General features: G+C 49.8%; 23 protein-coding genes and 2 pseudogenes. 11 read left to right on the top strand and 14 right to left on the bottom strand.

Annotated elements, in window-relative coordinates:
* Position 1: 1 nt before the first annotated feature.
* Positions 2–1,981: a methyl-accepting chemotaxis protein gene (locus tag PT300_12345; GenBank protein MDF7681334.1), complete on the bottom strand. Its 1,980-nt coding sequence runs from the start codon at positions 1,979–1,981 to the stop codon at positions 2–4.
* A gap of 426 nt (positions 1,982–2,407) precedes the next feature.
* Positions 2,408–2,914, bottom strand: a complete 507-nt coding sequence (gene dps / locus PT300_12340) for a DNA starvation/stationary phase protection protein Dps (GenBank protein MDF7681333.1) — start codon at positions 2,912–2,914, stop codon at positions 2,408–2,410.
* Between dps and PT300_12335 the strand changes: the two genes are divergently transcribed.
* Entirely contained in the window at positions 2,913–3,038 is a 126-nt protein-coding gene (locus PT300_12335; protein ID MDF7681332.1) for a hypothetical protein, read from the top strand. The genes dps and PT300_12335 overlap by 2 nt on opposite strands.
* Before the next feature lie 157 nt (positions 3,039–3,195).
* Here the strand turns inward: PT300_12335 and rhtA are convergent, their stop codons facing one another.
* Entirely contained in the window at positions 3,196–4,098 is a 903-nt protein-coding gene (gene rhtA / locus PT300_12330; protein MDF7681331.1) for a threonine/homoserine exporter RhtA, read from the bottom strand.
* A gap of 428 nt (positions 4,099–4,526) precedes the next feature.
* Between rhtA and ompX the strand changes: the two genes are divergently transcribed.
* The gene (gene ompX / locus PT300_12325) at positions 4,527–5,039 is read left to right on the top strand and encodes an outer membrane protein OmpX (protein MDF7681330.1); all 513 of its coding nucleotides are present in this window, start codon (positions 4,527–4,529) and stop codon (positions 5,037–5,039) included.
* 264 nt (positions 5,040–5,303) lie between these two features.
* On the opposite strand, the gene mntS is transcribed toward ompX, so the two are convergent.
* Complete coding sequence (gene mntS, locus PT300_12320; GenBank protein ID MDF7681329.1) at positions 5,304–5,429, bottom strand: manganase accumulation protein MntS; 126 nt, start codon at positions 5,427–5,429, stop codon at positions 5,304–5,306.
* A 168-nt stretch (positions 5,430–5,597) separates the two neighbouring features.
* Between mntS and mntR the strand changes: the two genes are divergently transcribed.
* Positions 5,598–6,071: a manganese-binding transcriptional regulator MntR gene (gene mntR, locus PT300_12315; GenBank protein ID MDF7681328.1), complete on the top strand. Its 474-nt coding sequence runs from the start codon at positions 5,598–5,600 to the stop codon at positions 6,069–6,071.
* The gene (locus tag PT300_12310; GenBank protein MDF7681327.1) at positions 6,068–7,180 is read left to right on the top strand and encodes an SLC13 family permease; all 1,113 of its coding nucleotides are present in this window, start codon (positions 6,068–6,070) and stop codon (positions 7,178–7,180) included. The genes mntR and PT300_12310 overlap by 4 nt, the downstream gene beginning before the upstream one ends.
* Before the next feature lie 44 nt (positions 7,181–7,224).
* On the opposite strand, the gene ldtB is transcribed toward PT300_12310, so the two are convergent.
* Both ldtB and PT300_12300 read right to left on the bottom strand, forming a co-directional pair.
* Positions 7,225–8,151 (bottom strand): L,D-transpeptidase, encoded by a 927-nt coding sequence (gene ldtB / locus PT300_12305; GenBank protein MDF7681326.1) that lies wholly within the window; start codon positions 8,149–8,151, stop codon positions 7,225–7,227.
* A 173-nt stretch (positions 8,152–8,324) separates the two neighbouring features.
* Positions 8,325–9,107, bottom strand: coding sequence for a tyrosine-protein phosphatase (locus tag PT300_12300; GenBank protein MDF7681325.1), 783 nt, complete (start codon positions 9,105–9,107; stop codon positions 8,325–8,327).
* Positions 9,108–9,500: 393 nt separating this feature from the next.
* Between PT300_12300 and PT300_12295 the strand changes: the two genes are divergently transcribed.
* Together PT300_12295 and PT300_12290 are read left to right on the top strand one after the other, a co-directional pair.
* A complete protein-coding gene (locus PT300_12295) occupies positions 9,501–11,093 on the top strand; it encodes an ABC-F family ATPase (protein MDF7681324.1) in 1,593 nt (530 codons plus the stop codon).
* Positions 11,094–11,108: 15 nt separating this feature from the next.
* A pseudogene (locus PT300_12290) lies at positions 11,109–11,326 on the top strand (type II toxin-antitoxin system RelE/ParE family toxin).
* A gap of 54 nt (positions 11,327–11,380) precedes the next feature.
* On the opposite strand, the gene moeB reads toward PT300_12290, so the two are convergent.
* The 3 genes from moeB to rimO all read right to left on the bottom strand — a co-directional run bounded on the left by moeB (position 11,381) and on the right by rimO (position 14,872).
* Entirely contained in the window at positions 11,381–12,154 is a 774-nt protein-coding gene (moeB, locus tag PT300_12285; protein MDF7681323.1) for a molybdopterin-synthase adenylyltransferase MoeB, read from the bottom strand.
* Positions 12,151–13,392, bottom strand: a complete 1,242-nt coding sequence (moeA, locus tag PT300_12280) for a molybdopterin molybdotransferase MoeA (GenBank protein ID MDF7681322.1) — start codon at positions 13,390–13,392, stop codon at positions 12,151–12,153. Before moeA ends, moeB begins: the two co-directional genes overlap by 4 nt.
* 172 nt (positions 13,393–13,564) lie before the next feature.
* Complete coding sequence (gene rimO, locus PT300_12275; GenBank protein MDF7681321.1) at positions 13,565–14,872, bottom strand: 30S ribosomal protein S12 methylthiotransferase RimO; 1,308 nt, start codon at positions 14,870–14,872, stop codon at positions 13,565–13,567.
* A 415-nt stretch (positions 14,873–15,287) separates the two neighbouring features.
* On the opposite strand from rimO, the gene PT300_12270 reads away from it, so the two are divergent.
* Positions 15,288–15,982, top strand: a protein-coding gene (locus PT300_12270) for an IS1 family transposase (GenBank protein ID MDF7681320.1) whose coding sequence is annotated in 2 segments (ribosomal slippage) — positions 15,288–15,537 and positions 15,537–15,982 — 696 coding nt in all. Because the reading frame shifts where the segments join, the coding sequence is not laid out codon by codon here.
* Positions 15,983–16,073: 91 nt separating this feature from the next.
* Here the strand turns inward: PT300_12270 and PT300_12265 are convergent.
* Positions 16,074–18,094 (bottom strand): annotated as a pseudogene (locus PT300_12265) (DUF6531 domain-containing protein).
* Between the two features lie 486 nt (positions 18,095–18,580).
* Here PT300_12265 and PT300_12260 point away from each other — a divergent pair.
* The gene (locus PT300_12260) at positions 18,581–19,771 is read left to right on the top strand and encodes a serine hydrolase (GenBank protein ID MDF7681319.1); all 1,191 of its coding nucleotides are present in this window, start codon (positions 18,581–18,583) and stop codon (positions 19,769–19,771) included.
* A 23-nt stretch (positions 19,772–19,794) separates the two neighbouring features.
* Here PT300_12260 and deoR read toward each other — a convergent pair whose 3' ends face one another.
* The 3 genes from deoR to PT300_12245 form a co-directional block, all read right to left on the bottom strand.
* Positions 19,795–20,556 carry a DNA-binding transcriptional repressor DeoR gene (deoR, locus tag PT300_12255; protein MDF7681318.1) on the bottom strand — a complete coding sequence of 254 codons (762 nt, stop codon included), beginning with the start codon at positions 20,554–20,556 and terminating at the stop codon, positions 19,795–19,797.
* Between the two features lie 68 nt (positions 20,557–20,624).
* The gene (gene ybjG, locus PT300_12250) at positions 20,625–21,218 is read right to left on the bottom strand and encodes an undecaprenyl-diphosphate phosphatase (protein ID MDF7681317.1); all 594 of its coding nucleotides are present in this window, start codon (positions 21,216–21,218) and stop codon (positions 20,625–20,627) included.
* Positions 21,219–21,546: 328 nt separating this feature from the next.
* The gene (locus tag PT300_12245) at positions 21,547–23,229 is read right to left on the bottom strand and encodes an aspartate:alanine antiporter (protein ID MDF7681316.1); all 1,683 of its coding nucleotides are present in this window, start codon (positions 23,227–23,229) and stop codon (positions 21,547–21,549) included.
* Between the two features lie 262 nt (positions 23,230–23,491).
* On the opposite strand from PT300_12245, the gene ybjM reads away from it, so the two are divergent.
* From ybjM to rlmC, 3 genes are all read left to right on the top strand, one after another.
* Positions 23,492–23,875, top strand: coding sequence for an inner membrane protein YbjM (ybjM, locus tag PT300_12240; protein ID MDF7681315.1), 384 nt, complete (start codon positions 23,492–23,494; stop codon positions 23,873–23,875).
* A gap of 243 nt (positions 23,876–24,118) precedes the next feature.
* Entirely contained in the window at positions 24,119–24,592 is a 474-nt protein-coding gene (locus PT300_12235; GenBank protein MDF7681314.1) for a YbjO family protein, read from the top strand.
* A gap of 37 nt (positions 24,593–24,629) precedes the next feature.
* Positions 24,630–25,766: a 23S rRNA (uracil(747)-C(5))-methyltransferase RlmC gene (gene rlmC, locus PT300_12230; GenBank protein MDF7681313.1), complete on the top strand. Its 1,137-nt coding sequence runs from the start codon at positions 24,630–24,632 to the stop codon at positions 25,764–25,766.
* Between the two features lie 28 nt (positions 25,767–25,794).
* On the opposite strand, the gene PT300_12225 is transcribed toward rlmC, so the two are convergent.
* Positions 25,795–26,526: an arginine ABC transporter substrate-binding protein gene (locus PT300_12225; protein MDF7681312.1), complete on the bottom strand. Its 732-nt coding sequence runs from the start codon at positions 26,524–26,526 to the stop codon at positions 25,795–25,797.
* Positions 26,527–26,667 lie beyond the last annotated feature (141 nt).

Here is a 26,667-nt window from a genome sequence, read left to right as displayed (position 1 = left end):
ATTAAAGTTTTGTGGTGCTGCGCAACGTTGATGAGACGGTATTCCGCGATTCGGGTAAGCGGAATGAGGCGACCAGTTCTGCCAGGTGTTCCGCCTCTTCCCGCAGTGCCTGAGTCCGCGTGGTCGCTTCATCAATCAATCCGGCATTCTGTTGTACGGTGCCGTCCATATTGGTCACGGCGTGGGTGATCTCAGATAAGCCCTTACTCTGTTCTTCACCGGCAGTGCGGATTTCGCCCATCACCTGGCGTACCCGATGTACATTGTCAACCAGTTGACTCAGCTGACCACCGGCGTTACGAACCCGCTGACTGCCATCCCTCACCCCGGATACCGAGGCATCGATTAACGTTTTGATTTCATGTGCCGCTGTGGCACTGCGCTGTGCCAGAACGCGTACTTCTGAGGCGACCACTGCAAAGCCGCGTCCTGCTTCCCCGGCACGCGCGGCTTCTACGGCGGCGTTGAGCGCCAGAATATTGGTCTGGAATGCAATACTGTCAATAACGCCGATGATTTCGCCCATTTTGCCGGATGATGAGTTAATTTCATCCATTGTGGTTATTACTTCCTGCATCACATCACCACTGCCATTGGCCACCTGCATGGTTTGTTCAGCCAGCTCATCTGCCAGTTTAGTATTACTGGAGTTCTGCTTCACGGTAGCGTTAAGTTGTTCCATTGCGGCCGCGCTCTGTTCCAGCGCGCTGGATTGCTGTTTTACGCGGCTGGAAAGCTCAATATTGCTTTCCGCCAGGCCGACGGCATTACCGGCGACATTGGTGCTGCTGGTGCGCACGGCAACCAGTACCGTCACGATTTTATCTGCAAACAGATTGAATGCTTCAGCGATAGCGGAAATTTCGTCGTTGCCCCCGGCATTAAGTCGGCGGGTTAAATCGCCTTCGCCTTGTGCAATATCATGCAGCGCGAGGCGTGTATCGTTCAGGCGGCTAATTAAGTGACGAACGAAGAAACTGGAGAGCCAGAGCAGTACCAGCATGATGGGTAACAGAAAGCCAAGGACATCCCACATCATGGTTTTAGCCAGCCCAGTGATCTGTTCTTCCGGGGTGACCAGGCCCATTGTCCAGCCCGTTTCCGGAATGTGAAACAGCATTACACGGGACTCGGTACGCAACTGCTGGTCGTCAGGCAGAGACACTTCTGGGATGTCATCGCTATTTATATTGGCCGAATTCAGCAGGTCGGCGACCGGTTTCAGCCACTCAGCTTGTTTTACCAGTTCGGCGAAAGTGGGGATTATATGATTATTAACACCGGGGAAATACAATAATTTTCCCTGGTGATCAACCACAAAGGTATAACCACCCGTATCGCCGCCATGTTGTTGCATGAAGGTGGCGATATTATCCAGCTGGACATCTATTGTCGCGACCCCGGCGAACTGACCGGACTGCTGATAAGGGATGCTACAGGTGACCATATCGATATGAGACACCGGGTCCTGGTAAACGTCCGACCATATACATTTGCTTACTGTCTTGCCTTTGGCGCTCAGATACCAGCTTTCTTTGTGGTAATCGGCCGTATTTTCCGCATTGTATTCATCGGAAAAGACCAGATTATTGCTGCTATTACGCGCCCAAAAGAAGCTGCGCCGTGCTACGCCAGAGGTAAAGGCATTGGGTTCCGGCCAGATACCGCCCCCAGCGATTTCGTTGTCCCCCAGACTATCTATCAGTTGTGGTGTGACTTGCTTATATAACGCTTCATTGTTGGGCAGTGACTCTGCCAGACGAGCCAGACTGATGGTTTTGCCTTCTACTTTTGCCAGATGCAAATTCATTCGGTTGATCATCGAGGAGCCGGTCTCTTTGATCAAGGCACTACTGGCCTCAACGACACGGGGCTGACCGCGCCATAACATGATGATCACAATCACGATGGTGGTGATCAGCAACAGTAAAATGCCTCCTACGGTTAATTTGCCGGATATACGCGATGGGAACAGGGACATATAAACCTCTGCATAGATATGTAAATAAAAAACCAAAGCGCTATTCCGTTAATCGCATTTTAGTCAAGGAGTTAGCGATGGTCCGCAAAGCAAAAAAACAGCCTGACTTTTACTCCAGTCCTTCCTGTATGACTGGGTTGTCCATAATTTAAATAATATCGGCATCTGAAGGTGGGTCTTGAGGGGGAAATAAGCAGATATTGACAAAAAGTGACAGCGTAGTCCCGAAGGGGCAATCAATCAGGGAGAAGGATGATCAGCACATGCAGGAATTGCCGGTTATTGCGGCTTATTGTCAGTATACAGATAATGCATTCTGGCGTGAGCGAGCAGTCTGCAGAAAAATACGCTGCAGACTATCGATTAACGGCTGACTGGCCGCTTGTGACAACGGCAGAGTGTGCCGCTGCGGTCTGCCGGTTAACGTTATGAGACAATATTGGCTTCGATAAACCAGAGGAATTTATCGAGGTCACGGGAAGCGACAGTAAAGATATCGACGGTATCGGCATCTTTCGCTTGATCGATAGCATGACGCACATTATTGGCCACGGTCGCGTAGCGTTCCGCCAGCTCTTTCAGGTGATCCTGCACGTTGTGAATATCCAGCGGATAACCGGGCAAAGGGGTTTTATTATTAACCACCTGAACCGTACCTAACGCCGTTCCACCGAGTTGTACCGCACGTTCGGCCATGATATCGACATGTTCATTGATCGTGGTGCGGAATCCATCCAGCATCTCGTGGACAGCAATAAAATTGTCGCCACGCATATTCCAGTGCGCTTGCTTGGTGATCAGTGAGAGATCGATAAACTGGATAACCTGCTGATTCAGTAGTTCGATAGAGACTTTCTTATCATGCTCTGTCACATCGTTACGGGTGTAAAGCAGATCAGACGTTTTCGGTTTTACCAGCCTTGCTGTACTCATGGTTTCATCTCCTGTGGATATTAAGAACCTGACCCATCAGGCTATTTTCCTTGCCATTCAGGTCGCTGGCAGGGTAATGGCAATAATAGATGGGTTGCCGGATGAAATTGAGTATAGCCATTGAGCGGGAAAAGGGGGGCGGTTGCTTCGATTGATGTGATAGAAAATAAGCTGCGGATAAATATCGATCAGAAAAACCGGTACGAGTGATCTGCTGTTCTGCATGACGCAGAGAATCATGCAGAACAAATAAAGGCGTTAGAGCCAGGCCGATCAGGCTCTTAGCCGCGATTCTGTTTTGGCAATTTAATTTTTTTAATTTTACTGACCTTTCTGGTTGTCAGCGTAGCCCCCATTGAGGCGAGTGTAATGGCGCCGAGTGCCAGTGTTTGCGCTAAAGTGAGTCTTTCATTCAGGAATATCATTCCTGATAATGCGGCCACGACCGGCTCTATACTCATCAGAATGCCGAATGTTTTACCCGGTATTCGGGTCAGTGCGATCATTTCTAATGAGTAGGGAAGTGCGGTAGAGAGCACCGCAATCGCCAGCCCCAGCGGCAATAATGACCACTGAAATAGCGTATCAGTGGCCTGTAGTGCGCCCAGCGGAACGAAAACCAGCGCCGCAATCAGTGAACCTACGGCCACGGTTGCCGGGCCATGATTTTGCCCGGCGCGTTTTCCGGCCACGATATAAATGGCCCAACAGGCGCCAGCACTGAGCGCCAGCAGCGCACCCGCCGGATCGATCTGATTAATATGTTGTCTCAGCGGTAACAGAAACCAGAGTCCGCTGACGGCGAGGATCACCCAGATAAAATCAAGTGGCCGTCTGGCACCAAAAAAGGCAACGACCAGGGGCCCGGTAAACTCCAGAGAAACTGCAATGCCAAGCGGGATGCGTTGCAATGCTAAATAAAAAAGATAGTTCATTGCGCCCAGTGACAGCCCGTAACAGAGTAGCGGTAGCTGTTGTGCGCGCGTAAAACGCAGTCGCCAGGGCTTAAAAATGACGATCAGAATCAAGGTCCCCAATCCCAGGCGTAAAGCTGTCACGCCGGGTGCGCCGACTAAGGGAAACAGTGATTTCGCCAGTGATGCGCCGCTTTGAATTGAAATCATAGCAATCAAAATAACAACGACGGGTAGCCAGGATGGCATATTAGAGGACGAGCCGGGCATTGTATCTCCTGTCAGAAAATTGCCAGATGGAGTCAAGTTTAATTGAATTACCCTGTAATCGCTTATGGATTGTTGAAAAAAAGGTGGCGAGGGGCATAGTCTGACAACAGACACAGCGAAAAATTCCCTGGTTTTCAGGAATTATCCGGATATACCTGTCATACTTCAGGTGGCATGTGCGTTAGTTTTCATCACGCACCCTGGTCGCTGTGTCGATATTTTTCTGTAATCAGAATAGGTTAGGTTATATATACACTATTAATCAGTCATTTTATGTTAAAAAATGATGGTTATGCGGTGGCTTACCGGAGAGTGGAAATTTTTGGTTACATGAAAAGGGGTGTCAGACACGGTAAGTAAAAAGAGTTTTCTGCAATTTCTGATACAACTAAGAGTCAGGATTTAATAGAAACACATTTGAGGTGGTTATGAATAAAATTGCACGTTTTTCAACATCCGCTATCGTTATGGCTGCAGTTATGGGGACGACCGCTTTCGCTGCAACTTCTACTGTTTCTGGTGGTTATGCACAGAGCGATGCCCAGGGTGTAATTAATAAGGCAAGTGGTTTTAACCTGAAATATCGCTATGAACAAAACGACATGCCGCTAGGAATCATCGGTTCCTTTACTTACACTGAAAAAGATCAAACTCAATCTGACGTTTATCATAAAGGTCAGTACTTTGGCCTCACCGCAGGGCCCGTTTATCGTTTCACTGACTGGGCAAGTATTTACGGTGTCGTGGGGGTTGGTCACGGTAAATTCCAGCAGACAGATTTCCCGTATAAACACAGCACAAGCGATTATGGTTTCTCTTATGGTGCCGGTCTGCAATTTAATGTGTATGAAGATATTGCGCTGGATGTTTCTTATGAGCAATCACGTATCCGTAGTGTTGATGTCGGTACCTGGATGACTGGTATCGGTTATAGTTTCTGATAAAGACAGATAAAACCATGTTCGGTGTAGCGCCGGATATGGTTTTATTTTATCGGTCAGATATGAAAAAAGTCAGTAGCGGGCTCATCAGGGCTGTTTTGCCTGTCATTTTTCCGCCTATCTCTTTATCTCATCGCTGAAGCTATCAAAACTATTTCGGCTAACAGATAAAACGACGCCCTGATAGCGGACTTTGTGAAGTGCTCATAAAACAGTAACAAGATTGTGAAAAATATCATCAGTCTGTGAAATGATGACCCATATTCAGTTATGGGGGGTATCCGGGCGATGCTTACCCTGCATGATGTTGTACAACATGTTAATTAACATTAAGCGGTTTTTAAAAGGCGAGTGAGTAAACATACGTAAGCACCTCTTTAATTCATTCATTGTGTTCCCCCTTCTTTCCCTGAAGTACCACGGTATATCTTTAGATATAGCACATGCTATATCTGAGCGCTATGGTAAAAACGGTATTTTTTTGTGCTCAGAGTCGAATCATTTACAATGAAGATCTTTGTTGATAACGCATCATGCGTTACGAATATGAGGAAGCATATGAATCAGCGCGCAAATAAAGTAATAACAACAAACGCGATGCAACTTGTTAATGTTGAAGAGCATGTTGAAGGTTTTCGTCAGGTGCGAGAGGCGCATCGCCGGGAGTTGATCGATGATTACGTTGAGCTGATTGCCGACTTGATCCGTGAAACCGGAGAGGCGCGTCAGGTCGATATGGCGGCACGGCTGGGAGTGTCTCAACCTACCGTGGCTAAAATGATGAAACGGCTGGTACAAGTCGGATTGATTGAGCAGATCCCGTGGCGGGGTGTGTTTTTAACCCCAGAGGGAGAGCAGTTAGCGCATCAGACTCGTGAGCGGCATCAGATTGTCGAAAAGTTTTTACGGGTATTGGGGATTACACCAGAGGTTGCACGTTGTGACGCCGAAGGCATGGAACACCATGTCAGTGAAGAAACACTGGCAGCTTTTCAGCACTTTACGTTGCAGTATGAGTCACAGGAAAAATGATCGCCTCGCTTGTTCAGTCGCTGAAGGGGGATCGGTTATTGCATTTTTTGCTGGCGATAGCCTGTATTTTAAGCTTTTTTATACCGTTCATCCCTCAGCGCTGGTTTGCTGCCATTGACTGGCACACGATCATCACCCTCAGCGGCTTGCTGCTACTGACAAAAGGGATTGAGCTGAGCGGCTATTTTGATGCCCTCGGTCGTAAAATGGCACAGCGTTTTGCGACTGAACGACAACTGGCTGTTTTTATGGTTCTGACGGCGTCATTGCTGGCAACATTTTTAACCAATGATGTCGCGCTGTTTATCGTCATTCCCTTAACCCAGACACTGAAAAAGTGGTGTGCGATCCCGATCAATCGGTTAATTATTTTTGAAGCGCTGGCGGTGAACAGCGGCTCTTTATTAACGCCGATCGGAAATCCGCAAAATATTCTGTTGTGGGGGCGCTCAGGGCTATCGTTTTTGGCTTTTAGTGAGCAGATGTTACCGCTGGCTATCACCATAATCCTGACCCTGTTGCTGCTTTGCGGATGTTGTTTTTCAGCAACTCCCCTGCGTTTTCAGCAAGATACTAAGTGTCTTGCCTCGCAACCACGACTTATCGCGGTCTGTCTGGTGTTATACCTGATTTTTCTGACGATGCTGGAGATGAAACAGGGTTTATGGGGACTGTTACTACTGGCTGGCGGCTTTTTGCTGCTGGCTCGTGCAGTCTTTCTTCGCGTTGACTGGTCGCTACTACTGGTGTTTATGGCCATGTTTGTCGATGTCCATATGTTAACCCAGCTACCGCTGTTTTATCCGCTATTAGAGCGTATTGGTCATTTTTCTGCGATCAAATTGTGGCTGACAGCCATTGGTATGTCACAGTTTATCAGTAATGTGCCAGCGACGATCCTGCTGCTCCATGCGGTGCCCCCTTCGCCATCGCTGGCATGGGCGGTGAATATCGGTGGTTTTGGGCTGTTTAGCGGCTCACTGGCTAATCTGATTGCGCTACGTATGGCAGCTGACCGCCATATCTGGTGGCGCTTTCATCTTTATTCATTACCGCTATTGCTGTGGGCTGCCGTATCAGGCTATCTCCTGTTGCAATACTGCGGCTAAAGGTCAGAAGGCGAGGTGGCACTCGCCTTTTTTCCTGATGATCCTCAGAAGCCGTTCAGGCGTACCGGTATACCGGATCGACCCTGGATAACCTGATCAACAATCTGCTGATTCGCGTCCGCTTTATCGATCACGGACTGAATGGCTTTGGTTAATCGGATCGGTACGATTTCGTTTCCCTGAAATTGCTGCTGTGTTGTGGAGAGTGGATTATGCACTTCAAGATAAAGGCTGCCATCCGGTTCTGTGGTGGCTTTTACCGGCTCATCGATAAATTCGACGCGGGTATCAACCGGAACGTTGTCGAACAGATATTTGATATCTTCACTGCGCAGGCGCACGCAACCGTGGCTGACGCGCAAGCCGATACCGAAGTTAGCGTTGGTGCCATGAATAGCATATAAACGACCAATATAGAGGGCATAAAGCCCCATTGGATTGTCAGGCCCGGCCGGAACGACTGCCGGTAAGGGGTTTCCTTCCGCGATATACTCTGCGTGCATTTTGGCCGTCGGTGTCCATGTCGGACCGGCTTTTTTACGTTCTACCCGGGTGACCCAGTTAACCGGGGTATCTTTACCGAGCTGACCAATGCCAATCGGCAGCACGATCACGGTATTGCTCTCTTTTGGGTAGTAGTAAAGGCGCATCTCCGCGCTATTGATGACGATCCCTTCATGCACCGTATCGGGTAGGATCAGTTGCTGCGGGATCGTCAGCACCGTACCGCCTTTGGGCAGATAGGTGTCTATGCCGGGATTCGCTTCCAGCATATTAGATAAACCCATCTGATATTTTGCTGCGAAATACTCCAGGGGTTGTCGATTATTATCAGGCACCATGATCACCTGATTCTGACCTACCAGCCTGCTACCATCGGCGGGTAATGAATAAGTGACGGCAGAAGCCGAATTGCAAAAGCCTGCAAGAGAGAAGGCTGCTGCTATGAGTGTGGTTAATTTCATCTTCATTTTAATGTTGTGCGTGTGTCAAAATCATATGGCCTTCGTCCATTTATCGAAAGCAGCCAGGCCGAAGTCTCTCGCATTATAGGTGTAATCCTGGCAACAGGGAAATTTGTGTGATGACAAGACGATTTCCTGACGTTGCCAGTATTATCATTATTACCAGTCAAAACAGACGATTATCCCATGAGAAGCCTTGATTGTAGCGTTTCTCTTACGGTGGGGGTGAGCTGATACTCTTGTTCCAGCCATTGGTTAATGCTGCCATAGCGTTGATCGATCGCCGATAGTGCTGCGGCAAGGTACGACTCATGCACGGTCATAATATCGGCCAGGTTTTGTCGGCCCTGAGCGGTCAGATCATCACCCAGTACCTCGAGTAAGTGATTTTCGAATGCGCTCAGTCTGCCCCGTGTAAGAAGATAATCTTCCATCACTGTCTGACGGTCACAGCCAAGCGCAAACAAGGTTAGCGCACAACCGACACCAGTGCGATCTTTGCCCACCGCACAATGTTGCAATAGTGCGCCCTCATCAGGTTGTGTGAGCCAGCGAACAAGCTGATGATAAGCCTGATTATTAAACGGAAGCTGGCGATAGAGCTGTTCCATAAATTGTTGCACATTGAGCGTATTGAGTGTTGCGCCGCTAAATTCGGTGACCCTCGCGTCCACCTCGGAGAAAACAGGATTAGCGGGGATATTAAGATAACAGGTGTCACTATTCAGCTTATCGGGATAACGGGCTATTTCGTGTGGATCACGGTAATCAAGCACCCGGGTTAATGGGATCGCCGCCAGCTGTTTAAGATCTTCGTCGGTCATATTATGCAGTGCACCCGATCGTAATAATTTACCCCGGCGAACCTGGCGACCATCTGCAGTGCGCAGACCGCCAAGATCACGAAAGTTGATCGCGCCCTGAAGTGGTAAGAATGCCGGATGATTTGTCTGTGTGGTCATAAGTGAGTTCCTTCCTGATCGCGGCTATCAGGCAATACAAACTGCCTGACCGGGAAACTGTTTGACATGCGCATATAATCGTTTTGTTATCTCTTTATCACGCTTCAGGTGGTCGGGTCGATGTAACCTGAATGATTAAGAGCCTGGCCATCAGGCTCTTAGAGCCTATCCCATTAGGCTATTTTACTTGCCATTTTGGCCCTGGGCAGTGCTCGAAATCCTCACGTACTCCGTGTACGCTGCGGTTTCTCCGCGCTGTCCGTGTCCAAACTGGCTGCGCCAATAACGCCTGGCCATCAGGCTCTTAGTGTTAATCCGTGAAACCTAAAGGGTTTGCTGGCATAATATCCGATCTACGACACTTCTCACTCTTTTTTTTCAGGATAATTTCTCGTGCTCATATCCAGTAACGTGACCATGCAGTTTGGCAGTAAACCGTTGTTTGAAAATATTTCCGTTAAATTTGGCAATGGTAACCGTTATGGTTTGATTGGCGCGAATGGCAGTGGTAAATCCACTTTTATGAAGATCCTCGATGGTTCTCTCGAGCCAACCCAGGGGCATATTTCCCGCGATCCCAACGAGCGGATCGGTAAACTGCAACAGGATCAATTTGCCTTCGAAAACTTTACCGTTCTCGATACCGTCATTATGGGGCATCGTGAATTATGGGCAGTCAAACAGGAGCGTGATCGCATTTATTCACTGGCAGAAATGAGCGAAGAAGAGGGATATAAAGTCGCTGAACTGGAAGTCGCTTATGGCGAGATGGACGGCTATTCTGCCGAAGCCCGCGCCGGAGAGCTACTGCTGGGGGTCGGTATTCCGCTGGAGCAGCACAATGGCCTGATGAGCGAAGTCGCGCCAGGCTGGAAACTGCGTGTCCTGCTGGCACAGGCACTGTTCTCCGATCCTGATATTCTGTTACTTGATGAACCGACTAACAACCTTGATATTGACACCATCCGCTGGCTGGAACAGGTGCTGAATGAGCGTAACAGCACCATGATTATTATTTCCCATGACCGCCACTTCCTGAATATGGTTTGTACCCATATGGCGGATCTGGATTATGGTGAACTGCGTGTCTATCCGGGAAATTACGACGACTATATGACCGCCGCGACTCAGGCGCGCCAACGTCTACTGGCGGATAACGCAAAGAAAAAGGCGCAAATTGCCGAATTACAATCCTTTGTCAGCCGTTTTAGCGCCAATGCAGCAAAATCCCGCCAGGCCACCTCTCGCGCCCGACAGATTGACAAAATTAAGCTTGATGAAGTTAAAGCATCCAGCCGACAGAATCCGTTTATCCGTTTCGAACAGGAGAAAAAACTGTTTCGTAATGCGCTGGAAATCAAGGGACTGGCGAAAGGCTTTGATAATGGCGCGTTATTCAGTGAAGTGAATTTACTGCTGGAGACGGGCGAAAAACTGGCGGTACTGGGCACCAATGGCGTCGGTAAATCCACGTTGTTGAGAATACTGGTGGGTGATCTGCTGGCCGATAATGGCAGCGTGAAATGGTCGGAAAATGCCCGGATTGGCTATTACGCACAGGATCACGAATATGAGTTTGAGCAGGATCTGACGCTTTTTGCGTGGATGAGCCAGTGGCAACAGCCCGGTGATGACGAACAGACGGTGCGCAGTATTCTCGGGCGTCTATTGTTCAGCCAGGATGATCTCAAAAAATCCGTCAGGGTGCTTTCCGGGGGTGAAAAAGGGCGGATGCTGTTTGGTAAGCTGATGATGCAAAAACCGAACGTTCTGATCATGGATGAGCCTACGAACCATCTCGATATGGAGTCGATCGAAGCACTGAATAACGCCCTGGAGATGTATCAGGGCACGCTGATTTTTGTCTCTCATGATCGTGAATTTGTTAGCTCGCTGGCGACCCGACTGCTGGAAATCAGCGCACAGAAAGTGATCGATTTTAGCGGCAATTATGAAGACTATTTACGTAGTCAGGGGATTGAGTGATAGGCGTGGAAGAAGCTGGGGCATCCTGTCCGTGAGTAGTTCAGGAAAAAGCTTGAGGAGCGGCTGGGAAACCCTCACGTCTGAGTGGCAGAACTCATCGCTACAAGATCAAACTGAAATCATCCGGCTATCGGCTCGTGTACGAAGTGTGCGATGAGCGAGTTGTGCAGCGGGTGATTGCCGTAGGGAAACGTTCCGGAGATGACGTTTATCCAGGCGCACAGCCAACATGATCCTGTTGATAAAAGCGTTTGACGCCAGAGATGAATCTATCCGGTTTATCCGTTTCAGACTGAGGCATCTGACTGCGGATCGCCACACACTTCGCAGTGAGCGTAACGCGGCAGCTTCATTTCCCGAAACTGACAGCTCATCGCATCATAGAGGATAATCTTTCCTCGCGCGGGTGTACCAAAATGGCTCAACACTTTAATAGCTTCCATCGCCTGTAACGCACCGATAACCCCGACCAGCGGTGCCATAACACCCGCTTCCACGCAGGTGAGCGCGTTATCGCCAAACAAACGGCTCAGACAACGATAACAGGGTTCATCTTGCTGCCAGCTAAAGACGGTAATCTGGCCTTCCATACGGATGGCCGCTCCGGAAACCAGCGGGATTTTATGCTGAAAACATCCCCTGTTGAGTTGATCGCGCACGGTGACGTTATCGGTACAGTCGAGAACCAGATCGTGGGCGGCGATGAGTGCTGATAACGCTGTCTCTGTCAGCAAATCGTCCAGGGGTGTTATCTGAATATGGGGATTGATGCGCCTCAGTGCATCAGCGGCGGAGTGAACTTTAGCCTGACCGAGGGTGCTATCATTGTGTAGTACCTGGCGCTGTAAATTAGAGAGCGACACGGTATCAAAATCCAGCAGGGTGAGTTGCCCGACCCCTGCCGATGCCAGATATTGCGCAGCAGCACAGCCAAGTCCCCCCAGTCCGGTGATCAGCACACGCGAGGATTTTAATCGCTCCTGTCCGGCAAAATCGAAACCACGCAGGATGATTTGCCGGTTATAGCGCAGCATCTCCTGGTCGCTTAACTCCGCGCTCATGATGATTCTCCCCCTAACAGATGACTGAAGAGTTCGACCTCAACCCACTCGCCAGCTTCGACCTGGCAACGCTCGCGTTCGAGAATGATAAAGCAGTTGCCGAGGCTAAAAGAGCTGAAAATATGCGAACCCTGATGGCCGGTGGATTTGACCACCAGCTCGCCATCCGGGAGAGATTGCAAAATACCGCGCTGAAAATCGAGCCGACCGGGGGTTTTTTTCAACGGTGAAGCGGTGCGGACACGCAGACGCATCGGCTGATGATAGTGGTTGTCACCTGACAGTTTCGCTAACAACGGTCGGACAAGCTGATAACAGGTGAAGGTGGCAGACACCGGGTTACCTGGCAGACCACAGAACCAGCTATGATTCAGTTTACCAAAGGCAAAGGGTTTACCCGGTTTGATCGCCAGTTTCCAGAAGTTAATTTCGCCCAGTTCACTCAGGATCGCTTTGGTGTAATCCGCTTCACCGACGGAAACGCCGCCGGAACTTATCACGACATCAGCCTGCTCATCAGCCTGGCGGAAGGCAGTGCGCAGTTTTTGCGGATCATCAGCAATAATCCCGAGATCAATGACTTCATATCCTGACTGTTGCAGCATCAGATGAACCGTCAGGCGATTGGTATCGTAGATTTGTCCACGCTTCAGCGCCTGACCCGGTTGCTGTAGCTCGTCGCCGGTAGAGAAAAGGGCAACACGGACTTTGCGTATCACTTCGATTTGCGCGATTCCCAGCGAGGCCAGTAACGGTAGTTCAGCAATGGTTAAGCGTGTTCCGGCCGGGAAAATAACCGCGCCGTGCGCGATATCTTCGCCACGACGACGAATATTTTGTCCGCTTTTCACCGGGGCGATACAACGAATGCCGTCGGCCGTTTGTTCGGTCTCCTCCTGCATCACGATAGCATCACAACCCGGAGGCACGGGCGCACCGGTCATAATCCGAATACAACTTCCCGCAGGCCAGTTGCCGTCGAACGGTTGCCCGGCAAACGCTTTTCCGGCGACCGGCAAGGCATGGCCGGATGAAAGATCCGCCAGTCGCACGGCATAGCCATCCATCGCTGAGTTATCAAAGCCAGGCACATCGAGCGGAGAGATCAGATCATGGGCGGTGACGCGCGAAAAAGCCTGTAACAGCGGAACCATTTCCGTTGCACTCAGGGGGGTAATGCTATCGAGCATCTGAGCCAGAGCGGTATCGAATGGCATCAGTTCAGCGCTAAAATCCATGATTTTCTCCTGCGGGTAACTCATTGAAATATCTATTGTAACAAAAAAACAGATGCTGCTATACCGCTCATCTTTCCGGGCGTTTATTGCCAGCGGGAGTGCGACGAATCGGATGCGGATAAGGATACAGGATGGTGATCAGGCGTATCCGTCATTGATCGCCACATGGACATCAAATCCGGCAACCCCATAAGTCGTATTCATCGGCATGTTCGACTTTGACCCGCACGATATCGCCTGCTTTTACCCCGTTTTCACCATTGAGGTACACCGCACCGTCAATTTCCGGCGCATCCGCCATACTTCGGCCAATGGCTCCCTCGGCATCGACTTCATCAATCAACACCTCAATTTCATGGCCGATCTTTTCCTGCAGTCGGCTGGCAGAAATTTGTTGCTGCAATTGCATAAAACGGTTCCAGCGCTCTTCTTTGACACTTTCCGGCACCGGATCGGCCAGTTCGTTAGCGCTGGCACCGGCAACAGGGCTGTATTTAAAGCAGCCGACACGATCAAGGCGTGCTTCGGTCAGAAAGTCGAGTAGCATCTGAAAATCTTCCTCGGTTTCGCCGGGGAAGCCGACGATAAAGGTCGATCGCAGGGTAAGATTCGGACAGTGTTCACGCCACTGCTTAATGCGTGCCAGCTGACGCTCGGCTGAGCCGGGGCGTTTCATTAATTTAAGTATCCGCGGGCTGGCATGCTGAAGTGGAATATCGAGATAAGGCAGTATTTTACCTTCTGCCATCAACGGGATCACGTGATCGACATGAGGATAAGGATAAACATAATGTAGCCGTACCCAGATCCCGAGTTTTGCCAGCGCTTCACACAGGCTCACCATACTGGTTTTGACCGGCATGCCGTTGTAAAAACCGGTACGATGCTGCACATCGGCGCCATAGGCGGAAGTATCCTGGGAAATAACCAGCAACTCTTTCACACCGGCATCGGCCAGCCGTTTGGCTTCTGCCAGTACTTCGCCAATAGGACGACTCACCAGATCACCACGCAGTGAAGGGATAATGCAGAAGGTACAGCGATGATTACAGCCTTCGGAAATTTTCAGATAAGCGTAATGACGCGGTGTCAGTTTAACGCCCTGTTCGGGTACCAGGCTGAGGAAGGGATCGTGCTGTGGTTTGGGAACATAGCGATGCACATATTCCAGCACCTGTTCATAGCTGTGTGGGCCGGTTATCGCCAGCACTTTGGGATGAACCTCACGGATCTGGCTCTCTTTCGCTCCCAGACAACCGGTGACAATCACTTTACCGTTTTCTTTCAACGCTTCGCCGATGGTTTCCAGGGACTCCTGAACGGCGCTATCGATAAAACCACAGGTATTGACGATCACGATATCGGCGTTGTCATAACGGGAAACCACATCATAACCTTCGGTGCGCAGTTCGGTCAGGATACGTTCTGAATCGACGAGATTCTTCGGGCAACCTAATGAGATAAAACCAATCCGGGACATGTTTATACGATCATTGCTCAGAAAAAGGCGGAGTATACATCATGCAGTGAGGTCACAGCTATATCCGGGGAGAATAGATAATGCGAGGATAAGCACACCTGTCGCCAGTAAAGTAGCATAGTAACTGAATTTAATCAGGATTATGGCCTGTTGTCCGGCATCGCGTTGATAAAGGGAATTCCGTCTCTCCAGGCAACGGCCGCGACAGTGATGCTCATCTGACGAGTAAGTTCATAAAATAATCAGTCGCTGATGTTAAACAAGTCACAGTGTATGATTATTCCCTTTCCTTACATACAGTGAGAGGGCGATGTATTCAATGTGTTTATATTGTCTCAAACATCATATTCGCGCTGGTCATGTATTCAACGTGTTTATCATGTTGTATAATTACTCTTTTTAACCGGTGCGCCAGATGGCTAAAATTGATGTAACATGCCCGTTTTGTCAACAAACTGAACCCGTTAAAAAGCATGGTCGGGGCAAAGCTGGATTTCAGCGCTATCGCTGTCAGTCATGCTGCCGTACTTTCCAGGTCGATTACGCTTACCGTGCCTGCCAGCCCGGCATGAAAGAACAAATTGTTGACCTTGCCATGAATAATGCCGGTATCCGCGATACCGCAAGGACTCTGCATATCAGCATTAATGCCGTTGTCCGCACTTTAAAAAACTCGCCCCACGATGTGTAACCACGTTTCCGCTGGATAATCAGCAAATCCAGCTTATCTGTGAAGTGGATGAGATGTGGTCTTTTGCTGGCAGTAAAAAGCAGCAACGCTGGCTGTGGTATGCGTGGGAGCCTCGTCTCAAACGTATTATTGCACATACTTTTGGGCGCAGGAGCAAAAAGACACTGCGCAGGTTACTGAGATTACTGTCAGGTTTTCATGTCGCCTTCTGGTGTACCGATAACTTCAGCGCATATGACATACTGCCGGATAAAAAACATATCAGGGGTAAGCTTTACACGCAGCGGATTGAACGGGAAAACCTGAATCTGCGTAACCGGTTAAAGCGACTGAATCGTAAGACACTGGGGTACTCAAAATCTTTTGAAATGCATGACAGGATCATTGGTACTTTTATTGAGCGCGAATATTATGTTTGAGACGAAATAAACACATTGAATACATCACCGATTTCTTTATATTTCCCTTGCTATCAACAAGTATAGCTTTTGCTGTATGGAAACCTTTAAAAGATAATCCCAACGGATCAATCCACGTCAGCGGTTCCGGCGCATACTGATACGGGTTCAGTCTACCTGCCAGGCCAATCGGATCCTGGCTGATAAAGCGGCCACACTCCGGATCGTAGTAGCGAAAACGATTATAGTGTAATCCGGTTTCTGCGTCATGGTATTGTCCCTGATAACGCAGCGGCTGGTGGATTTCCTCTCCGTTGCGGGCTCTTTCCTGCGCGGTGCAGCCCCTGGCCGTGGTAGTCGGCCCACCAGACGATATTGCCCTGAGCATCGGTCAGTTCACGCGGCAGGCCGGAGGCGTCGTTGTGATACCCGTATATCCGCGCCGCTTGTTTGTCCTCGCCCGTCCGGTGGGTGACCTGCGCCAGCGGGGCGAAGCCGTGCTCGTCTTCGTCAATCCACAAGTGGCTGCGCGGGTCGCTGATTTCGTTCAGCAGCCGGTCACCGTCCCAGATAAAGACCGTGACCCCGCTGGCGTCCTGTTTCCATGTCCGGCGGCCAAAACCGTCATAGCCGTAGTGGCTGCGTTGGGCTTTGCCATTGCGGATACTGACCACCTGCTCCAGCTGATGTTCGGCGTTCCAGCGCAGTTGCTGGATGTCGTTGCGGCCGCTGTGCTTTGTGGTCAGATTGCCAAAATCATCGTATTCGTAGCGCTTATCGCCATACTGTTGCAGCCGGTTGTCAGTTAATGCGGCTGCGGCGGGGTCGCTGAGCAGGTTATGCGCCGGGTCGAAGGCAAAGGTTTCCCTTCCGGCCGCGGTCAGGCGTTTCAGTACATCGTAGCCGTAATCTCGGGTGCCGCTGTGAATGTCCCGCATCTGCATCAGCAGGCCGTCACTGCGCCAGTGGTAGTCCCTTGCCACCATAATCTGGCGCGAATTTCCGGCACGCTGGCGGCTCAGTCGTCCGGCCTGGTCATACTGATAGCGGCTGTAAATCGCCCCCTGGCTGCGGCGCACCTCCCGGTGCAGGGCATCACGTTCACTTTCGCAGATAATCCGCTGGTCAAGGTTGACCTGAATACGGTGGCCGGTTTCGTCATAGTGATGGCGTAACAGATAATCATGGCCACGAATCATCTGGCGTTCAGTGATAAGCTGGCTGGTGGCGTCCCACTCAAACTCTGTCCGTCCGCCGGGGGTGATGGCTGAAGTGCCAGTGGCGGGATTCATCGGCGGCGCAGATGCAGACCGTGTCTTCCTTAGGTCGGCTGACCTTCAGCTGTTCATAATGATTCATCACCGGCAGTTCGCCGGGTGGCGGACAGGGGAAGCGGATGTCCCGGCCCTGTTCGTCAGCGAATATCAGCATTTCATCCTGCTGGCGCATGCTCAGCGACAGCGGCAGAAACCAGCCCTGGCCCAGCCAGCCGTTGCTCATCTCATCAGAAAAGTAGTAACGCTGCCATGTCAGGGGTACGGCTGCCGGGAAGTCAAAGTCGTTATCCTCGTCGCCATACAGTACCTTGATGCCCAGAATGGCGTTGACCGGGTGGCCGGTCAGGAGCGAGAGTGGCTCGGCCGGGATTTTGCAGGGATCGCTTTTGCGACTGTTGCGCCCCTGGTGGCTGCCGCCTTTTTCACTGCCTGCTTTTTTGGCACTGAGGGCGATTTTCTCTTCAGATTTAACTGCCGCTTTCTCCGCCTCGCGGGCAGCGGTTTTCTCCACCGCTTTCACCGCACTGGTTTTACCGAGCGCTTTATTAATCCGGGCGGCTATTTTTCCGGCTTTAAATACCCCGCCTGCGCCGGGAACAAAGTTGACCACGGCCGAGCTGGCTGACAGTGCCGCCTGACCATACTCCCCTTCGGCGGTATAGATAACCGCGTTAACCCCATCGGCGAGAATGCCCACCACCGGTATCGCGCCGACGATATCGAGCCCGCTGTGCACCATCTCGCCCCACTCGGCTCACCAGTCGTTCTTCACTGGCGGATTAGCGCTGCCGCCGTCGACCGTGCCGAGCGGCGGCGGCACATACTGCAGTTTACCGATGGTGTTGCCTTTGCGCATGACCGTTCCCTGTGCTGAAGTAAGGCGTGGATGATTGATTCATAGGGTCTGAGTCTGCCACAGGGGCACAATAATCACGATGATATTATTTAGTCATTAATCATTTTCAGGCTTATTTTGCGATCAGTTTCACATCGGGAGGGGATTGGCGATTGCCTGTGGTCAGGCTGCTGTGTCGGGAGTACTGCTATCGTGGAGCCACAACGGAAAAACAGGTGGCTTAAATTAGCCCCGAGTGATAACTGTCTTGACACTTACCGCTTATCGTGATCCTGATAATTATCGCTAAAAAATATCACGGTTTTCGCACAAAGCCAGATGATTAGGTAAACTTTAAAAACTTTACCAACTTATTGTTTCGTTAAAGCCATTTGTGCGCTTTACTCATCGTTTGTTGTGGTGCTAACTAAGAGCCTGGCTCACCCGGTATAGCAGGCGCTAAGCATTACGGCTGGTTTTATCTGGCAAGGATACTGGAGTGACTTTATGACGCATGACACTTTTTCCTTTCGCAGCCTTGTGGCAGGTTGCCTGTTTCTTTTTTTTGCTGTGCCGGTTGTGCAGGCGGCAGAACAGTCCGCTGATGCACCGGTGATAGAGGCGCGAGCCTGGATTCTGATGGATTATGCCAGTGGCAAAGTGCTCAGTGAAGGTCAGGCTGACGCCAGACTGGATCCGGCAAGTTTAACCAAAATTATGACCAGCTATGTGGTGGGTCAGGCATTAAAATCGGGCAGAATAAAATCGACCGATATCGTGACTATTGGCCGTGATGCATGGGCCAAAGGGAATCCTGCCTTGCGTGGTTCATCAGTGATGTTCCTTAAACCAGATATGCAAGTCTCTGTTGCTGATCTGAATAAGGGCGTTATCATTCAGTCCGGTAATGACGCCTGTGTGGCGATTGCCGACTATGTGGCGGGAAGTCAGGATGCGTTTGTCAACCTGATGAATAGTTATGCGCAAAAGATGGGATTGAGCAATACCACTTTTATGACGGTTCATGGTCTGAGCGCCCAGGGGCAATACAGCAGTGCGCGCGATATGGCATTGCTGACGAAAGCCATGATCCATGACCTGCCTGATGTCTATGCCATTCATAAAGAAAAAGAGTTCACTTTTAATAAAATTCGTCAGCCTAATCGCAACCGATTGTTATGGAAAGCTAATCTCAATGCCGATGGTGTGAAAACCGGCACCACAGATGGCGCAGGCTATAACCTCGTCTCCTCGGCGCGCCAGGGAGATATGCGTCTGATTGCCGTGGTGCTGGGGACAAAGAATGATCGCATCCGCTTTTCTGAATCAGAAAAATTACTGAACTGGGGTTTTCGCTTTTATGAAACGGTGACACCGGTTAAGCCTGGTGCCACCTTTGCCACGCAACGTGTGTGGCTGGGTGATAGTAATGAAGTCCGGCTGGGGGCGGGAGAGAATAGCGCCATTACCTTACCGAAAGGGCAGATAAAGAATCTGCGCGTCAGTTACAGCCTGGCAGACGGACAACTGACCGCGCCACTCAGTAAAGGGCAGGTGGTGGGAACCATTGATTTTAAACTTAATGATCAGATGCTTGAACAGCGGCCATTAGTTGTTATGGAGGCCGTACAGCAGGGGGGCTTCTTTAGCCGGATGATCGACTTTGTGCTGATGAAACTGTACGCCCTGTTTTCATAGGCCTGGCTGCGCTCAAGGGGTGGCTATCCATATAGCAGCGAGATCTGTTGTTTTTTGGCTAGTGCCAGTAAATCATCGTCAGGACAAATATCACTGGCGATGACATCAAAATGGGATAAGTCCCCCATGCGCGCGGGTCTGATTTTGTCGAATTTACTGTGATCAACCACCAGCACATGGTAGTTTGCACTGCGCATCGCCCAATGTTTAACCGGAAGCTCTTCGAGGTTATAACAGGTTGCGCCTTGTTTCACGTCAATGCCAGCCGCTGAATAAAAAGCGATATCCGGGCAGAGATGACTTAAGGTATCGCCGGGGTCGAGTGGCTTAAATATCGCATTGCTGGCGTGAAATTCGCCGCCACACAGAATAACCTGACACTGCGGTTTTTCCTGGAGCGCGAGAAACGTGTTCAGTGAATAACAGATGCCTGTAAAGGGGAGCGAATTATCAATCGCGTCAATAATCCACGGGGTGGTTGTGCCGCAGTCAAAAAAGGCCATCTGGTGTGCTTTCAGCAGGCTGGCAGCGTGATGACTGGCACGGCGCTTTTCATCCACCAGCCGCGTTTTCTGGTCACTCAGCAGATAATGGCTAACACTGCGTGGTTCGAGGACGATATACCCCCCCAATAGCACCACTGGCTCCGGGCGGCCATTCAGATCGCGACGAATCGTCATTTCTGAGACACCAAGTAGCGCAGCCGCCTCTTTTAAATGCAGTTTATCACTGGATTTCAGTGCCTGAATGAGTAAGTTAATACGTTCATCACGACGTGTTTCCATATTCCCTCTGTGCTTAAATGAGCCATGACAACAGGATTTAGCGGCTCATTCTACCTGTCAGGTCGCGGTTAGTCACGTATCCAGCCTTTACGAATCAGCAGAGAGAAACAGGAACGATATTGGTTTTGCAGGTAGTGATACCCCGCGCATCCCCAGACTGGCCAGAGTAGCCACGCCACCAGACAACTGCATATTCCGGTCAGCAGCCCCCCTAACATATCCAGCGGCCAGTGGACACCGAGATAAACGCGAGACCAGGCAATCGCACAGGCAATAATCATCAATGAAGTGCCAGACCAGAAACGGTGCCAGCACAGAAAGGCTACCGCAAAAGTGAAACAGATAGTGCCGTGATTACTGGGAAAGGAGTTGTCCGGTAAATGATACAGGAATTGATAACCTGTTCTGGCGGCAAAAGGGCGTTGATGGGGAAACAGATAACCGAACAGGAATGACAGGGTAAGGCTTATCATCAATGCGAGGATAATTTTAAACACCAGCGGGCGCTGAGCGGGCCGCCATAACCATAATGCGACGGTCAGTAAGGGGATAATAAAAATAACATCCCGGGCGATCAGCGTTGCAAGACGAATCGCCCAGGGCGAGGAGACCGGAGTGGCGTTGACTAAATTAAAGAGCACTGCGTTGATATTTTCCAGCATATGGACTGATTTCTGATAGCCAACAACAATAAGCCACTCACAATAAGCAGTGGCAGTGATGAGGTAAAGTACTATTATCTGACTGACCTGCGATATTTTACCTCACAATAGCATTCGCAGGGATCTGTTCGGCAGCAGGCGAAAAAGTGAGCGCGCGAACAACAGCGACACTGACTTTCAGGTAATAAAAAACCCATCAACCTTGAACCAAAATGGCGGGGTTAATGGGCTCCACAAAATGGGGACATCAAAGAAAAGCAGTGGCATTACTTATGACTGATAATAGCGCTAAAAGTTCTGCTTTTCGGCGTTTTTTATTAAAAAATTCTCAAATTCCTGGCCAGATGATAACAATCAGGGTTCCGGCGAGGGTGAGCAGCACATTGGCAATGGCATAAGTGCCGGCATAACCCAGGGCTGGAATGTTACTGCGTGCCGTATCGCTGATGATTTCCATTGCCGGGGCACAGGTACGTGCCCCCATCATCGCACCGAATAACATCGCGCGGTTCATACGCAGAACATAGGCACCGAACAGAAAGCAGATAACAACCGGTAACAGGCTAACGATCAATCCCGCCACCAGCATCTGTCCTCCTATCGACCCGAGACCGTTGCCGATCCCGGCACCAGCACTCAAACCGACGCCAGCCATAAATACCATCAGACCAAATTCCTTCACCATGTTTAGCGCACCTTGTGGAATGTAGCCGAAGGTTGGATGGTTGGCGCGTAAAAAGCCGAGCATAATCCCTGCAAACAACAACCCCGCTGCGTTACCGAGGCCAAAGCTAAAATTACTGAACTGGAAAGAGATCATACCGATCATCAGGCCAATAATAAAAAAGGCGCAGAAAGCCAGCAGGTCGGTCATCTGGCTGTGAATGGAGATAAAACCGATACGATCCGCAATGGCTTTAACCCGGCGAGCATCACCGCTGACCTGTAAAACATCGCCTTTATTGAGCACGACGTTATCATCAATAGGCATTTCAATCTGGCTGCGGATCACGCGGTTCAGGAAGCAACCATGATCAGTCAGTTTTAGCTGAACTAGACGGCGGCCGACAACACTATTATTTTTCACCACAATTTCTTCGGTGGTGATACGCATGTCCAGCAGGTCGCGATCAAAGACCTCTTTACCATTACGGAAGCTGGGATCGAGGCGGGCGTGCGCATCCGGATAACCGACCAGCGCAATATCATCCCCCATTTGCAGTACCGCATCGCCATCGGGATTTGCCAGAATACCATTACGCCGGATCCGTTCAATATAACAGCCTGTCTGGCGATAGATGCCCAATTCGCGCAGGTTTTTACCGTCGGTCCATGCCACCAGCTCCGGGCCAACGCGATAGGCGCGAATCACCGGCAGATAGACTTTGCGTTTCGAGTCAGTATCAAGCCCACGTTCGCGGGCGATTTGCTGGGCGCTGGTTTGCAGATCCTGATGCTGCAAGCGAGGCATATAGCGTGCGCCAACGATCAAACTGACCAGGCCAACCAGATAAGTCAGGGCATAACCCAGACTCAAATGGTCAAGCGATAATGCCAGTTGCTCACTGGATAAGCCAAAATGGCGTAATGAGTCCCCTGCGCCCACCAGGACGGGGGTCGAGGTCATCGAGCCGGCCAGCATTCCTGCGGTCAGACCAATATCCCAGCCCAGCAGTTTTCCCAGGCCTGTCGCCAGCAGTACTGCGCTGCCAACCATCACCAGGGCGAGCATCAGATAGTTTTTCCCGTCGCGGAAAAAAATAGAAAAAAAGTTGGGGCCGGCTTCGATACCGACACAGAAGATAAACAACATAAACCCCAGATTCAGGGCATCAGTATTAATACTGAAATGTTGCTGTCCTAATAATAATGAAACAACTAAAACACCAATGGAATTACCGAGTTGTACTGAGCCAATGCGCACTTTCCCGAGGCAGAGACCTAACGCCAGTACAACAAATAATAACAGAATGTAATTTCCGTTTAACAAATCTGCAACATTTATATTCACAAAATCCAACTTATTGCTTACGAGTAACACATTGAAGGAAGCGGGTATCTGGTCTAAGGTTGATTCAGTATTGATGTTATTCCGAATCCTGCTTCTGATATCCCATTATAACCGATAGTAGTTTAATCCTTCATGAGTGCTGCCGCTAGTAGCAATCTGTTTATCCTGTGAGAAGGAAGCAAATGTCCATGGAATGACAGAATATCTAATCTGATCTGAGCCACTGTGATGGCAGGCTCAAAGACTGAATAAGGAGAATATTGTGAAATCAGAAAATGCCCGGATCGATATCATTTGCGGCTTCTGTCTATTTACGATGGTCTTTTTATTATTGTTATTAAGTATGAATTGTACTTTTCAGGTCGCCGACTACCCACAGATGGGACTGCTGCTTTTTTTGCTCCCCGGGGCGACCGCAAGCTGTCTTTCTTCCGGCAGACGTGTAATTCGACCCCTGCTGGGGGCGATGCTGGCGATGCCAGTTTGTCTGGTTATCATGCAGCTTTTTTTCACAGACCAGGATACATTATGGCAACAACTCGCCTGGCTGTTCAGTGCGGTGTTCTGGTGTGCCTCAGGGGCGTTATGTTCTCTGTTTATCGATAGCTGGTTAAGCCGCAGAGATAAATGTCCGCTAAAAAAATAATCGATAGCAAATCAGCTTCGGGTTCACCGGGTACTGGTCACCCGCATCAGTAGATGCGGATGATCAGTGAATTTGCGCGATTAATGGCTTGTTTTTTTCTGATAATGATAACGGTTGTGATCATGTCGATCATCAGCGCTGAAAAACAGCTGATATATGGCGGCAATACGGTGATCAACAAGCTGAAATTTAAGGTAAAATAAAACAGTGTTCGCGCTGTTTTTTTATAAAAAGAAATCCCGATTGGCTCTATTGACTAAAACATACTCATCCCATGCCCGGCTTAATGTCCCTGCGCTGATTCAGGTGGCAGCGTTTGCTATCATTCTGAATCGTGGCATTGATTTAATTATGATTGTTAATCATTTAGGTATTAATGGTATCGAGGAATTTATTCATCGTAGCGTACAGACCTGGACATTAACCGGGGTGTTTCTCGCCAGTTTATCGCTGGTATTCACGGAGATCTGGTGTGCCTTTGCGCTGATAAAAGGACGTAATCTGGCACGATGGATTTTGCTGCTGACGCAAATTATTATTACCGGCTATCTTTGGGCGGCTTCACTGGGCTATGGCTACCCGGAGCTGTTTAGTATTGCGGGTGAGTCGAAACGGGAGATTTTGCATTCACTCTTGCTGCAGAAACTGCCCGATATTCTGGTGCTGGTACTGATATTTGTGCCTGCGCCATGCCGTCGGTTTTTCCGCTTACAATAATCCTCTTCCTGTTGCTGATGACCTGAAGGTTAGACCTATGCATTGCACACTTTACGATATGGGACGTTGTCGATCCTGTCAGTGGCTGGATCGGCCGTTAACACAGCAAATCGCCGATAAGATGGCTGATCTCAGGATGTTGCTGGCAGAGATACCGGTCGCGAAATGGGAAGCGCCAGTTTGCGGCCCGCAAGCGGGATTTCGTAATAAAGCCAAAATGGTGGTGAGTGGGAGTGTTGAACGCCCGCTGCTGGGTGTGTGTCATCGTGATGGTGCTGCACAAGATTTGACCGCTTGTCCGCTCTATCCCGCCCGTTTTGCCCCGGTATTTGCGGTGCTGAAAACATTGATTATTCGCGCTGGGTTAACTCCCTATAATATTGCCCGTCGCCGTGGCGAGCTGAAATATCTGTTGTTAACCGAAAGCCAGCTGGATGGCGGGATCATGTTGCGTTTTGTCCTGCGCTCAACGACGAAAATTGCGCAATTGCGCGCGGCGTTACCGTGGCTGCAAACACAATTACCGCAATTAAAAGTTATCAGTGCGAATATCCAGCCAGTACACATGGCCATCATTGAAGGTGAGCAGGAGATTTTGCTCAGTGAACAGAAGGCGCTGGCGGAAAACTTTAACGGTGTACCACTGTGGCTCCGGCCACAAAGTTTTTTCCAGACCAATCCGCATATCGCCAGTCAGCTCTATGCCACGGCCCGTGACTGGGTGGCGACACTGCCCGTCAGCCATATGTGGGATCTGTTTTGTGGTGTTGGCGGATTCGGTCTGCATTGTGCTAATGCGCAGATGCGACTGACCGGCATTGAGATAGCCCCGGAAGCGATAGCCAGTGCCAGACAGTCTGCCACAGCGCTGGGACTGCATAATTTACATTTTCAGGCGCTGGATTTGACGCAGTTTGTGAGTGATGAAGAGGCGATCCCTGATCTGGTGGTGCTCAATCCACCCCGGCGGGGAGCAGGAAGTCAGCTATGTGATTATTTATCCCGGATAGCGCCTCGTTATATTATCTATTCGAGCTGTAACGCAAAGACGATGGCCCAGGATATCGTGCGGTTATCTGATTATAGGATTGAACGTGCGCAGTTGTTCGATATGTTTCCGCACACTGCGCACTATGAAGTCCTGACACTGCTGGTGCGGAAAAACCAGCCGTGAGGTGCTGCTTCCTGTCAGTCAGCTCAGTTTACTCTGCAAACCATTGCTCACTGATATGTTGATAAGTGCCGTCAGCTTTAATGGCACTCAGTGCGGCATTGAGTTTTTCCAGCAAGGCTTTGTTATCCTGGCGGACGGCAATACCAAGACCGTTGCCAAAGTATTGTGGGTCAGTGACCTTAGGGGTAGCGGCACCCAGTTGCGGGTTGGTTTTCAGCCACTCATTCACCACGGCAGTGTCGCCAAATATACCATCAATACGGCCATTTTTCAGATCGATAAATGCGTTCTGGTAACTATCATAAGCGACGGTTTCAATATCAGAATGTTTGTCATGCAGATATTTCTGATGAGTGGTGCCGTTTTCCATACCAATACGCTTTCCTTTCAGATCGTCAAAGGAGTGGAAAGCCTCTTTTCTGGCGATCACCAGTGCTGAGTTAGCGTAATAGGGGTCGCTAAAGGCCACCTGTTTGCTGCGTTCCGGGGTAATATCCATACCGGAAATCACCGCGTCATATTTTTTAAATTTCAGCGCCGGGATCAGACTGTCGAAAGCATGATTGGTAAACGTACAGCTCACCTGCATTTGATGACATAACGCTTTTGCCAGATCGAGATCAAAACCGACGATTTGATTATTTTCATCCATTGATTCAAACGGTGGATTGGTTGCGGAGACACCAAAACGGATTTGTTCCGTGGCTGTGGCGCTGAAAGTGAAACAACCCAGCAGTGCGATCAGAACTAACTTTTTCATTATAAAACCCCTGTCCTTCATTCCTGTGATGTTATGCCAGATTGGTGGCTGATTTTTACCATGCCACTAAATGAATTTATATTCAATAAAAATGTATAAATATTTTATATCGGCGACAAAAAATCAGCGCCTGATACAACA

This window comes from Enterobacteriaceae bacterium ESL0689, assembly GCA_029433525.1.
Classification (GTDB): domain Bacteria; phylum Pseudomonadota; class Gammaproteobacteria; order Enterobacterales; family Enterobacteriaceae; genus JAQTIF01.
The sequence above is the reverse complement of the archived record's forward strand: the minus strand, read 5'-3'. Positions and strand labels throughout refer to the sequence as shown.

Bases quoted from the DNA above. Each gene is read 5' to 3' on its own strand.
- PT300_12345 (MDF7681334.1), bottom strand. From the start codon at position 1,981: ATGTCCCTGTTCCCATCGCGTATATCCGGCAAATTAACCGTAGGAGGC.
- PT300_12335 (MDF7681332.1), top strand. From the start codon at position 2,913: ATGGTTTCATCTCCTGTGGATATTAAGAACCTGACCCATCAGGCTATT.
- dps (MDF7681333.1), bottom strand. From the start codon at position 2,914: ATGAGTACAGCAAGGCTGGTAAAACCGAAAACGTCTGATCTGCTTTAC.
- rhtA (MDF7681331.1), bottom strand. From the start codon at position 4,098: ATGCCCGGCTCGTCCTCTAATATGCCATCCTGGCTACCCGTCGTTGTT.
- ompX (MDF7681330.1), top strand. From the start codon at position 4,527: ATGAATAAAATTGCACGTTTTTCAACATCCGCTATCGTTATGGCTGCA.
- mntS (MDF7681329.1), bottom strand. From the start codon at position 5,429: ATGAATGAATTAAAGAGGTGCTTACGTATGTTTACTCACTCGCCTTTT.
- mntR (MDF7681328.1), top strand. From the start codon at position 5,598: ATGAATCAGCGCGCAAATAAAGTAATAACAACAAACGCGATGCAACTT.
- PT300_12310 (MDF7681327.1), top strand. From the start codon at position 6,068: ATGATCGCCTCGCTTGTTCAGTCGCTGAAGGGGGATCGGTTATTGCAT.
- ldtB (MDF7681326.1), bottom strand. From the start codon at position 8,151: ATGAAGATGAAATTAACCACACTCATAGCAGCAGCCTTCTCTCTTGCA.
- PT300_12300 (MDF7681325.1), bottom strand. From the start codon at position 9,107: ATGACCACACAGACAAATCATCCGGCATTCTTACCACTTCAGGGCGCG.
- moeB (MDF7681323.1), bottom strand. From the start codon at position 12,154: ATGAGCGCGGAGTTAAGCGACCAGGAGATGCTGCGCTATAACCGGCAA.
- moeA (MDF7681322.1), bottom strand. From the start codon at position 13,392: ATGGATTTTAGCGCTGAACTGATGCCATTCGATACCGCTCTGGCTCAG.
- rimO (MDF7681321.1), bottom strand. From the start codon at position 14,872: ATGTCCCGGATTGGTTTTATCTCATTAGGTTGCCCGAAGAATCTCGTC.
- PT300_12260 (MDF7681319.1), top strand. From the start codon at position 18,581: ATGACGCATGACACTTTTTCCTTTCGCAGCCTTGTGGCAGGTTGCCTG.
- deoR (MDF7681318.1), bottom strand. From the start codon at position 20,556: ATGGAAACACGTCGTGATGAACGTATTAACTTACTCATTCAGGCACTG.
- ybjG (MDF7681317.1), bottom strand. From the start codon at position 21,218: ATGCTGGAAAATATCAACGCAGTGCTCTTTAATTTAGTCAACGCCACT.
- rlmC (MDF7681313.1), top strand. From the start codon at position 24,630: ATGCATTGCACACTTTACGATATGGGACGTTGTCGATCCTGTCAGTGG.
- PT300_12225 (MDF7681312.1), bottom strand. From the start codon at position 26,526: ATGAAAAAGTTAGTTCTGATCGCACTGCTGGGTTGTTTCACTTTCAGC.